Source organism: Chakrabartyella piscis (genome assembly GCA_030067835.1).
GTDB classification, from domain to species: domain Bacteria; phylum Bacillota; class Clostridia; order Lachnospirales; family Anaerotignaceae; genus Chakrabartyella; species Chakrabartyella piscis.
Genome location: CP092441.1, coordinates 785,370 through 797,287, shown reverse-complemented (window position 1 = coordinate 797,287; position 11,918 = coordinate 785,370). Strand labels below are relative to the sequence as shown.

The 11,918-nt window shown below is 37.9% G+C and carries 9 protein-coding genes; 1 reads left to right on the top strand and 8 read right to left on the bottom strand.

Annotated features, from left to right (window positions below; translation table 11 throughout):
* Positions 1 to 16: 16 nt before the first annotated feature.
* The 7 genes from MJY40_RS03505 to MJY40_RS03475 all read right to left on the bottom strand — a co-directional run bounded on the left by MJY40_RS03505 (position 17) and on the right by MJY40_RS03475 (position 9,044).
* Positions 17 to 1,336: a replication-associated recombination protein A gene (locus MJY40_RS03505; RefSeq protein WP_317855690.1), complete on the bottom strand. Its 1,320-nt coding sequence runs from the start codon at positions 1,334 to 1,336 to the stop codon at positions 17 to 19.
* 194 nt (positions 1,337 to 1,530) lie between these two features.
* On the bottom strand, positions 1,531 to 2,181 hold the full coding sequence (locus tag MJY40_RS03500; protein WP_317856404.1) for a YczE/YyaS/YitT family protein: 651 nt from the start codon (positions 2,179 to 2,181) through the stop codon (positions 1,531 to 1,533).
* Between the two features lie 41 nt (positions 2,182 to 2,222).
* Entirely contained in the window at positions 2,223 to 3,254 is a 1,032-nt protein-coding gene (queA, locus tag MJY40_RS03495) for a tRNA preQ1(34) S-adenosylmethionine ribosyltransferase-isomerase QueA (RefSeq protein WP_317855689.1), read from the bottom strand.
* Between the two features lie 28 nt (positions 3,255 to 3,282).
* On the bottom strand, positions 3,283 to 4,881 hold the full coding sequence (locus tag MJY40_RS03490) for a SpoIID/LytB domain-containing protein (protein ID WP_317855688.1): 1,599 nt from the start codon (positions 4,879 to 4,881) through the stop codon (positions 3,283 to 3,285).
* A 201-nt stretch (positions 4,882 to 5,082) separates the two neighbouring features.
* A complete protein-coding gene (gene ppk1 / locus MJY40_RS03485) occupies positions 5,083 to 7,203 on the bottom strand; it encodes a polyphosphate kinase 1 (protein WP_317855687.1) in 2,121 nt (706 codons plus the stop codon).
* Positions 7,178 to 8,107 (bottom strand): Ppx/GppA phosphatase family protein, encoded by a 930-nt coding sequence (locus tag MJY40_RS03480; RefSeq protein WP_317855686.1) that lies wholly within the window; start codon positions 8,105 to 8,107, stop codon positions 7,178 to 7,180. The genes ppk1 and MJY40_RS03480 overlap by 26 nt, the downstream gene beginning before the upstream one ends.
* Positions 8,108 to 8,516: 409 nt before the next feature.
* Positions 8,517 to 9,044, bottom strand: a complete 528-nt coding sequence (locus MJY40_RS03475) for a hypothetical protein (protein ID WP_317855685.1) — start codon at positions 9,042 to 9,044, stop codon at positions 8,517 to 8,519.
* Between the two features lie 265 nt (positions 9,045 to 9,309).
* On the opposite strand from MJY40_RS03475, the gene MJY40_RS03470 reads away from it, so the two are divergent.
* A complete protein-coding gene (locus MJY40_RS03470) occupies positions 9,310 to 10,488 on the top strand; it encodes an IS110 family RNA-guided transposase (RefSeq protein ID WP_317855684.1) in 1,179 nt (392 codons plus the stop codon).
* A gap of 298 nt (positions 10,489 to 10,786) precedes the next feature.
* On the opposite strand, the gene MJY40_RS03465 is transcribed toward MJY40_RS03470, so the two are convergent.
* Positions 10,787 to 11,902: a YeiH family protein gene (locus MJY40_RS03465; RefSeq protein WP_317855683.1), complete on the bottom strand. Its 1,116-nt coding sequence runs from the start codon at positions 11,900 to 11,902 to the stop codon at positions 10,787 to 10,789.
* Between the last annotated feature and the right edge of the window lie 16 nt (positions 11,903 to 11,918).

The window sequence follows — 11,918 nt, the reverse complement described above, 5'->3', positions numbered from 1 at the left end:
CTATATAAATGCTTTTTCATTCACCTTTCAAGCGTTTCATATGCTCCTTAATTCTACGTTCAATGCCATTGTCTGTTGGTGCATAATACACACGTCCTACCAATTCATCTGGCAAATATTGTTGCTCCACATAATGATTTGGATAGTCATGTGCATATTTGTAACCCACACTATGACCAAGCTCCTTAGCACCGCTATAATGACCATCACGCAAATGAGCTGGAACCCCTGAAACACGTACATTTCTCACATCTGCAAGTGCCATATCAATACCCAGATAAGCTGCATTGCTTTTGGGTGCACATGCCACATAAGAAACTGCCTGTGCCAATGGAATTCTACCTTCTGGAAGTCCCACAAAGTCCACAGCTTGCATAGCCGCAACTGCCACTTGTAGTGCATGTGGATCAGCATTTCCAACATCTTCAGAAGCACAAATCACCACACGTCTGGCAATAAATTTCACATCTTCACCAGCATAAATCATCTTTGCCAAATAGTACAAAGCTGCATCTGGATCAGAACCACGCATACTCTTGATGAATGCAGAAATGGTATCGTAATGATTATCACCATTTTTATCATAATTCAAAGCTCGTTTTTGGATACATTCTTCTGCCACTGCCAAAGTAATGTAGATTTTACCATCTCTATTTTTTTCAGTGGTTAAAATTGCCAATTCCAAAGCATTGAGAGCAGTTCTTGCATCGCCATTTGCTGTGTCTGCCAAGAAAGAAATGGCATCATCATCACAAACACCTTTGTAAGCACCCATACCACGTTCCACATCTTCCAAAGCCCAATGCAATAGCTGTTCAATGTCTGATTTTCCAAGGGGTTTCAGCTCAAAGACAATGGATCTGGAAACAAGCGCTTTATTCACTTCAAAGTATGGATTTTCTGTTGTAGCGCCAATCAAAACCACAGTTCCATCTTCCACATGTGGCAACAAAGCATCTTGTTGTGTTTTGTTGAAACGATGGATTTCATCTATAAATAAAATGGTTTTCTTGCCATACATACCCAAACGCTCCTTTGCATCTGACACCACTTCTTTGATATCCTTGATGCCTGCTGTTGTGGCATTCAGTTGACGAAACTCACTTTTGGTGGTGTTGGCAATGATTTTTGCAAGGGTGGTTTTGCCTGTTCCTGGTGGCCCATAGAAAATAACAGAACTGATACGATCCCCTTTGATGGCACGATACAACAACTTATCCTTACCTACAATATGCTCTTGTCCAACAAATTCTTCCAAGGTTTTTGGTCGCATTCTTGCTGCCAATGGCAAATCTTGGTTTCCTCTTTGGCTGATGGAATATTCAAATAAATCCATAGGCTACCTTCCTTTTAATTTGTGGTATCACGGTTGATTCGTGAATCAACCCTACAATGATCAAATTTATGTTTTGTGGTTGTTCATGACGGTGGCAGCAAGCCACCACCCTACAATTACATCATATTTTAGTTTTGTGGCTGTTGATGACGGGCACCCACATAGGGGCGCCCCTACAAGTTCTTCATTGCTCTTTACTTTCCTGTCCAAATTTTAAATGTATCCAACACATTTTCATGTTGCACACCTTTTACATCGAAATGCAACACTCTAAATACAAATTGCATGATATATCCAATGCCAAAAACATACAAAACAGTGCCCAAACCAATGGGTGCACCACAAAACCAACCAATCAACAAAACACTACCTTCAATGCTACCACGAATTGCACCAACTGGAATCTTTTGGAATCGTTTGCCAAGTGCCACCATAAGGGTATCTCTAGGTCCACAACCCATTGCAGAACCAATATACATATAACTTGCCAATGCAATGATGAAAATACCAATGATCATGGTGATGATGGATACAACCAAGTTATTTGCAGCTGGAATCACTTCATTGAGCATCAAAGCATCCAAATAAACCCCAATAATCAAAGCATTCAAAATACTACCAATACCGATTTTTTCTTTCAAAAGCAATGCCAAACCAATGATCAAAATACTAAAAATGATACAAATATTCCCCATACTCACACCAGTGATGAAGGAAAATCCCATATGGAATGCTTCCCAAGGTGCCAAACCAATATTTGCTTGGATACAAACGTAAACACCCAAAGCATACAAAAACAACCCAATATTCAACTGAATCAATCGTTTTACATATTCCATTGCCATGTGATTCACACTCTACTTTCTGCATATTATATGCAATCATGTTACTTTGTTAGGAATAGACAAGCGTCTCCAAATGAGAAAAATCTATATTGCTCTTTGACCGCTTCTGCATAGGCTTGCATGGTCAATTCTTTACCCACAAACGCAGAAACCAGCATAATCAAAGTGGATTCTGGTAAATGGAAATTGGTGATCAAACAGTCTACAATTTTGAATGTATATCCTGGATAAATGAAAATCTTAGTCCAACCACTACCAGGTTGCACAATGCCGTTTTCATCTGTCACAGATTCCAAAGTTCTGGTGCTTGTGGTGCCAACACTGAAGATGCGACCACCAGCTGCTTTTGCTTCGTTGATGATGTCTGCTTGCTCTTGTTCCACCACATAATACTCAGAATGCATTTCGTGGTTCAAAACATCATCCACTTTGACAGGTCTAAAGGTACCCAAACCTACATGCAAGGTAACATTTGCAATTTTCACACCCAACCCCCTAATTTCTTCCAACAATTCTGGTGTGAAGTGGAGTCCTGCTGTTGGTGCTGCTGCAGAACCTTCATGTTTTGCATACACTGTTTGGTAACGTTCTTTATCTTCCAATCTATGTGTGATATATGGAGGCAATGGCATTTCACCAAGTTCATCCAAAATCTGCTCAAACACACCATCATATGTGAAACGAATGATACGATTGCCACCTTCAATGACTTCCATAACCTCTGCCACAAGTTTGCCACCACCAAAGGAGATTTTCTCTCCAACTCTGGCTTTTTTACCTGGTTTGACAAGCACTTCCCACAAATCCAATTCTCTACGCACCAAAAGCAAAACTTCAATGGTAGCACCTGTTCCCACACGTTCTCCATACAATCTTGCTGGCAATACACGGGTGTTGTTGATGACCAAACAATCCCCTTCTTTGAGATATCCCTTGATATCACGGAAGTGTTTGTGTGTCCAATCATTGGTTCTGCCATCTACCACCAACAAACGAGATGATGCTCTGTCTGCAAGGGGTTCTTGTGCAATCAATTCTTCCGGTAAATCAAAATTAAAATCACTTGTTTTCATTATTTATTTCCTTCCCAAACTTCATGTATCAATTCTCTATGGTTACACCTACATAGTAATGACCCAAAATTTCCTCATAATCATAGCCAGCACCCGCCATTGCATTGGCACCCAATTGGCTCATACCAACACCATGACCATTGCCATATCCAGTAAATACAAATTTACCACCACTGGCTGTTGAGATATACACATCTGCAATTTCTGCTTCTGTAAAACTGGAACTGATTTTCTCTACAGAACCATCAATATCTAAAGTAATTTTTGTATCGTTCAAACTCCATAAATTGCCTTCTGTTTTGGCAACAATACCTGATGTTGCAGCTGCACTCATCAAAGAACCACCAGAAGATGCCACAAAGGAACTTGTGCTACCACTTGTAGAAAAGGTACCAATATCGCCACCTTCACCATTGATGGTAAACATTTTTGTTGGCAAAGTGCCTATTACTGATGAGAAATAGGTACGTATGGTGTCTTTATCCAAAAGCAAAGTATCCTTGGAACCTACCAAAACCAACTCTTGTACACGTCCACCATCAGCCAATTTGGTGATGACAATATCGTCTACCCAACCAAGATTTTTCCCTTTTGCATCCAACAAACTATTCAATTCCGATTCTGTCATGGTTTTGGTCCATGCAGTCATTTCGTATTCTACAATTTCTGGCACTGCCCTGAGATATGGTACAGTTGCCCACCAAACATCTTCACTATTTTCTGTATATCCACCTGCTGATGCTGAAAATACCGCTTGTACAATTGCACCACCATAGGTCATAACCTCATCTTTCGTTGCATCCACTGCTTTTGTTGTGGTACTGGCTTCACCATCATATCCATCATAGACTTGACAACACACTTGGTCACACATGGAATATCCAGATTCTGTATGTCCACCCAATTTATAAATGGCATAGGTTCTGGCTGCAACTGCTTGTGCTTTCAATGCTTCTGTTGGGTATCCATACCCCATTTCTGCTGGCACAACACCATACAAATATTCTTCCAAAGTAATAACATTTACTGCTGTCATAGTGCTACCATATACTGCAAAAGTCAACATACCACGATAGTTGGAACCATTGATGGAAAAGGTGTCATCTGATCCCACTCCAGCCAAACAAGCATTGGTATCTGCTGATAACAGAACAGACCCTTTGCTACCTTCTACCAAAAATCCAGAAACTCCAGATACAGAGCTGGCACTGTAACCGCTTGCATTCTCCACAGAAGACTTGGAAGAACCTGATACATATACCATCCAACCATCATCACCAAGATAAGTAGCATATGCATCATATCCATCGTCACACAAATCATCAGCCACATCTTCTGCTTCGTCTTGGTCAAAACGATCGTCAATTTCCACAAAATCACCAGTCATTGGATATACCGTAAAACCACCTGAAGATTGCAAAGAACCCTCTTCATCAAATTCACCTTCATCATTTTGACCAATCAAAATTTCACTACCACCTATGGTAGCACTGGATTGTGTTTTGCAAACGCTTTCCAATCCAATACGAATGGAATCTGGCAAATCATATGCATAAGCAACTTGTGCACCCATACAGATGGCAAATAACACAATCAAAATGGCAATACTTTGTTTGAACTTCTTCATCTAAATCCTCCAAATCTTCTATAAAACACTTGTTTTGTGTCGATTTTTCTAAAAATACGCAAACTATTACATAATATCACATAATTGTATCACATTTGATACCTTTTGTCATGAATTAATCATTATTTTGTAAAGTTTTCCATAAAAAAAGAAGTGACCCATTTGAGCCACCTCTATCTGAAGATTTCTTTTAGATTTCTTTTATTCTTTTATAAAGAATTTGATGATTTTGTCCATAACAGTGGTTTTTTCTATAGCCACCTTCTGTTCGCCTTTTTCACCAATATCTGTATGCATCAAAACTTCTTGTGCATTGACGGGATCTTCTCCTTGGCTGACTTGAATGTATTCGCCATTGAATAGCATTCTACGACTTTTCACATTATCTTGACCACAAAGTTCCATGATTTTGAAAATTTTCTTTTGGATATGTGGTGCATATACGGGACATCCCACTTCTACTCTACGCTCTGTGTTTCTGGTCATAAAATCAGCAGAACCCAAGTAAATTTTACAATTATCCCCTTTTCCAAATGCGTAGATTCTGGAGTGTTCCAAATATCTACCTACAATATTGGTGATTTTCACATGCTCTGTTTCACCTTTCACATCTGGAAGAATGCAACAAATACCACGAATAATCATACGCACCGTCACACCTGCACAAGATGCTTCTCTCAGCTTTTCAATCAAATCCACATCTGTCATAGAGTTGATTTTCAAGAAGATATAGCCATCTTCACCCTTTTCAATTTCTGCATCAATCATTTCCATCAAACGACTTTTGAAAGAATTGGGTGCCACCAACAAATGGTGATAATGACCCTCTAAATTGCCAATGCACATATTACGGAAAAATTCATTTGCATCACGTCCAATTTCTTGGCAGTATGTCATCAAAGAAATATCTGTGTACAATTTGGCAGTTTTTTCATTGTAATTGCCTGTGCCAATTTGGGTGATATATTTGAAGTCATTTTTATCTTTTTTGGTAATCAAACAGATTTTGGAATGGACTTTATAGCCATCAAAACCATAAACAATATTGCAACCAGCTTCTTCCAAGGTTTCAGACCAGTCAATGTTATTTTGCTCGTCAAATCTAGCACGTAACTCAATCAAAACCGTAACATCTTTGCCATTTTCTGCTGCTGCACAAAGATATTCCACCAATTTGGTTTTGGAAGCCAAGCGATAGATGGTAATCTTGATAGACACCACAGATGGGTCATATGCCGCTTCTTTGATCAATTGCAAAAATGGTTTCATACTTTCAAATGGATAAGAAAGCAAAATATCGTTTGCTTCCACTTGTTTGATGATGCTTTCTTTCATATTCACTTCACTTGGAATTCTAGGTGCAAACTCACTAAAGGACAGTTCTTGACCTTTTTCTTTTGGCAATTTGGAACCCAAAGAAAAGGCTTCACTCAATTCCAGTGGTGATTTTGTCATGAAAATTTGTGATGGTTGCAAAGACAACTTTTCACACAAATATGCTTCAAATTTCTTGCTCATTTCACTGGAAGTTTCCAAACGTACAGCAGCTAGACGCTTTCTTTTGTGGAGCATTTGCTTCATCATACTACGAAAATCTGCATCCACCTCAAAGACTTCATCATCAAAGTTGATATCTGCATTTCTGGTGACACGAATCTTGGTTTTTTCTATGATTTCATACCCTTGATAGACCTCTTCCATAAAACGCAACATAATATCTTCTAGGCGAATGTAACGCAATTCTTCACCTGGCAGAAAGAGCAAATTGGAAAGTGCTGCTGGTTTTTGAATCAGTGCCAACTTGGATTTATCTTTCTTTTGGATCATAGCTGCCAAATACACCACATTGTTTTGAATGTGTGGAAATGGATGGTGTGTATCCACAATTTGCGGAGAAAGCACAGGCAACACATGGTTATGGAAATATTCCTTCACCAATTGTTTTTCTGCTTCTTTCAATTCGCTATATTGCAAGCTATAAATACCATTGCCCATCAATTTTTGACGCAAATCTGCATAGATAAAATCTTTCTTTTGATACAATGGTGCCACAGTTTCATAAATGTGTTGCAACTGTTCTGTCACTGTAAATCCTGAACGATTGTCAATTTTATTGGCGTCAATTTCCAATAAATCAAACAAACTGCCCACACGAATCATAAAAAATTCATCCAAATTGGAATTGAAAATGGAAATGAATTTCAAACGTTCCAAAAGTGGATTTTGTTCATCCATCGCTTCCATCAAAACACGCTCATTGAACTTTAACCAAGAAAGCTCTCTATTCTGCATGTACTTAGGTTTTGCTACTGCTGCCGACACAAATAATGCCCCTTTCTGTTAATATATGGTATAAGAACCCTTCTCTTACACCATATGCACTGGTGGTGATATTTTTACATTCATATTGTTTCGCAATGCTTTCCAAAATCACAAGTCCTGGTGCAAATGTATGCACTCGATCTGCTGATGTTTTCAAAATATTGCGATAAAACTCTTTTTTATTGTCTTTGATTTCAGACACCATGTGTTCCAATTCTGCTACAGAATATGTGCCAATTTTCTTTTCTTTCATACCAGTCAACACTTTCTTCACAGCACGTGTGGTACCGCCAACGCCACAAATGGTCAAATCTTTTGTCATTTTCTTGGATAGCTTGCATTCATCCAATAATTTCTTCACTTCTTCTTCCATTTTGACAATTTCTTTTTTATCTGGAATGATACCATCCACAAAGCGATTGTAGAAATTCAAAGAACCCATTGGAATGGATTTTGCAAAGATAACTTCACGATTTTGGAACAATACCAATTCGGTACTGCCACCTCCAATATCCACCAACAAACCATCTTTTTCTGAAATACTTTGGATTGCACCAGAATAATCAAACAACGCTTCTTCTTCACCACTCAACAAACGGATGGAAAGTTTTGTTCTTGCTTCAATTTCTGCCACAACTTCTGCACTATTCTCTATATTACGCAAAGATGCAGTTGCAAATACATACAATTCCTTCAACATGATATAATGTGTCAATTCTCGAAGCTCCAACAATGCTTCCACTGCCACATCAATTCCTGCTTGCTTCATACAGTTATTCTTGTTTGTGTATCCTGCAAGTCCTGCTGCATATTTTTTATTGAACATAGGACAAATCTCATTGTCCTCCACTTTATATACCACCAAACGAATGGTATTGGAACCAATATCAATTACACCATACATATCATTTCACCTATCTCTTTCTTTTTTGTACCCATTTTATCATAAAGCAACAATATTATCTATAGATGTGTACCTTGTAAAATCTATGTAAAAACCCTATTTATTTGTCCCAATTTAAGATAAAGGGTCTTAATAGAACAACGTAGGGGTCGATGCCCTCATCGACCCGTTTGCTATCACGATTTCATTACGGGCAGATGTGGGCATCCGCCCCTACATTAATATGGAATGCAACAGGTCTCGTTATCTTTAATTAGGACTTATTTTTCACCAAATATCAACTAAAGCATACATATGTTTTTACACAAGAAAAAAGCAGATGTTTCCATCTACTTTTTCCTAAGGGGGAAGGTTTAAATATGTTGAAATTCAATATAGAGAATTTAAGGGGTTTGAGGGGATTTAAAGATTATTTTTGTTTGCCACCTTGCATTTGACCTGCTTTTTCACCACGGTTTGCTTTCATTTCATCAGACACTTCTGGTTTTTCACCATCTAATTTTCCACCTTTTTCTGCTTTCAAGGTTTCCATATATTCTTCTAAGGTAAGTCCAGCTTCTTCTGCAAGTGCTTCCATTTCTGCTTGACGTTCTGCCATTTTTTCTTCCATTTCTGCTTTCATTTCGTCTGTCATTTCTGGTTTTTCACCTTCCATTTTTTCAGACATTTCAGGTCTTTCACCAGCAACTTTTTGACCACCTTCAGCTCGCATTTCTGCCATATATTCTTCTAAAGTAAGTCCAGCTTCTTCTGCAAGTGCTTCCATTTCTGCCATCATATCTTCTGTCATTTGATGTTCTTGTTGATGTTCTTGTTTTTGTTCTTGCATTTGACCACCACGAGGAGAGTCTGCTTCTGTACCTTCTACTGCAAATACTGTTGTGCCTACTGCCAATGTGAGTGCTGCTGCCACTGCAAATACTGTCAATTTTTTCATAATCATTTCTCCTTGTATAATGAAAACATAGTAAATTCTAAGTTTTCATTTGATTTTTTATTTACTATAATTTAAATAGATGCTATGGATTAGTGATTTCTCCTACAGCAGCTTAGCTGACTGGTTCGTAAAGGCTCTAACCATGGCTCTATGTTTAATTGTTGATTAGTTAGATAACGCATAGACGTTTTATATAGAGCAAGGATACATTTAACATAGAGTTCGTGGAACGTAGTATCAAATAAATTTAAAGGAGTTGTTTTCTATGTTATTTGTAGGTATTGATGTTGCTAAAAGCAAACATGATTGTTGTATTATTGATTCTGATGGTGTTCTTCACAATGATTCTTTACGCATTGAAAATTCAAAACTAGGCTTTGATTCTTTAGTTGAATCTATCTATTCAGCCTTAGACTCTAAAGATATTTCTAACGTAAAAATAGGACTTGAATCAACAGGGCATTACAGCACTAATATCACTAACTTTCTACTTGCTAAAGGTTTTCAAGTCACTACCTTGAATCCTTTATCTACTAATCTTTTTCGTAAAGCCCACACGCTCAGAAAGACCAAAACGGACAAGACAGATGCTAGAGTGATTGCTGCTATGCTTTTTACTGATGATTCAAAATCCTATTCACCAGTATCATACCAAACTTCTGAGCTAAAGTCACTAACAAGACATCGTTATCGTATGGTTGGATATCGCTCAAAACTGAAAATATCTATTACTAGATTAATTGATATTATCTTCCCAGAGCTACCCTCTTTGGTGTGGTCTATTCATCAAGCGTCTTCTTATGCTGTACTTTTGGAGCTGCCTTCTCCAACCGACATCTCTAATTGTCACCTTACTAAACTTACTAACTTGCTTTCTAAGGCTTCAAGAGGTAAATATGGAAAAGAAAAAGCAATTGCATTTAAAAGCGTTGCTTCCAATTCTATTGGTTCTTCAAGCAGATCTATTTGTTTTGAATTGCAACAAACTATTCGATTAGTTCAGTCTGTTCAGTCTGAAATTGATGCTTTGGATGCTCAGATTAAACTTGTTATGCAAGAAATCGATTCACCTATTATGTCTATCCCTGGTATCTCTTTTACTTTGGGTGCTATCATCTTAGCCGAAATTGGTGATATCCATCGTTTTTCCAATCCTGCTAAGCTTTTAGCTTTTGCTGGTATGGAACCTTCTACCTATCAATCAGGTAAATTTAATGCTTCTAATACTCCTATGGTAAAGCGTGGGTCCACTTATTTGCGTTGGGCTATTTTGCAAGCTGTTCGCCTTGTTGCTATGCGTGATGTTTCTTTTAAAAACTATCTTAACCACAAACAGTCACAGGGTAAGCATTATTATGTTGCTATTAGCCACGCTGGCAAGAAGCTTGTTAGACTGATTCATTCTTTGTTAAAGAATAATTGTTCCTATATTCCTCAACACTAGTTTTTTGTATTTGTTTTTTCGAGCAACTAATGGTTGCTCTGTTTGCTATGCCTTTTTTCTAATCAACTGACTTTTGTAAGTTTATCTAACTTTTTATCATTTTTCTATTGACTTCATATAGTTAGTCTTTATATAGTATTCTGTTGATATCGTTGTTTGTGTGTTTCTTTTGTTTATGTGATTATGATACAACGTCAACCTAAATTGAAACTTAAATAAAATAAAGTTTTGAAAATTTTTTATTTTTTATATTTGCATAAAAATAAGGATGCCAAAAGACACCCTTACCTATCTAACCTTATACAATACCCATAAAATATTCCACAGTAATGGCAACAATCACCACCAAAGCAGAAATGATAAATCCATGAAGCATTGGTGCAATGCCAGATTTCTTCATATCCTTTACATTGGTATTGAGTCCAATTGCTGCAAGTGCTGCCACCATCAAAAATTTGCTGATATCCTTTGCAGTACCAGAAACACCGACTGGAATCACACCAAAACTATTGATGATTGCCAATGCAACAAATCCCAATATAAACCAAGGGAATATAGACAAGAAGTTCACTTTGCTGGTTGCTTTTTCTGGTTGGATACCACTGCCTTTTGACAAAACTTCCATTTTATCCAATTGGCTAACTTCATACTTTTGACCTTTTGCATTCACTTCTGCCAACACTTGGCTACGTCTAACACCTTCTTTTTGTTGTACACGAATGTTCACATATGCAAATGCAAGAACTGTTGGAATGATTGCAAGGGTTCTGGTCAATTTCACCATGGTTGCAAAATCGCCAGCAGCTTCTGTGTATGCATAACCAGCAGCCACAACGCTAGAAGTGTCATTGACAGCAGTACCAGCCCACAAACCATAAGCCATATCGCTAAGACCTAAGAAATGACCCATAAAAGGAAATGCAAGAATCATAATCATATCGAAAATAAAGGTTGCAGACATGGCATACGCAATATCCATATCTTCTGCATCAATGACAGGTGCAATTGCTGCAATGGCAGAACCGCCACAAATGCCAGTTCCAGCAGAAATCAAGTTGGACAGTTTCCAATCCAAACCCAATGCTTTTCCAATGAAGAAACCACCACCAAAACAAGTAAGCAATGTAAAACACATCACCGCCAAAGACATGGAACCAACAGTCAAAATGGTTTGGATGTTCAAAGAAGCACCCAACAGAATAATTGCAAATTTCAATATCTTTTTGGAAGTGAATTTCAAGCCCGCTTTCAAAACGGAAGTATCCACCAAAGTATTGATGAGCATACCAATGAACAACGCAATGACCGATGCACCAATCAAATGTATGGGCAATAAACTTTCCAAAAACTGTGCACAACATGCAATGATAATTGCAACTGCAACGCCTGGTGCTACTTTCTTGAACTGACTCATGTTACTTCCTCCTATA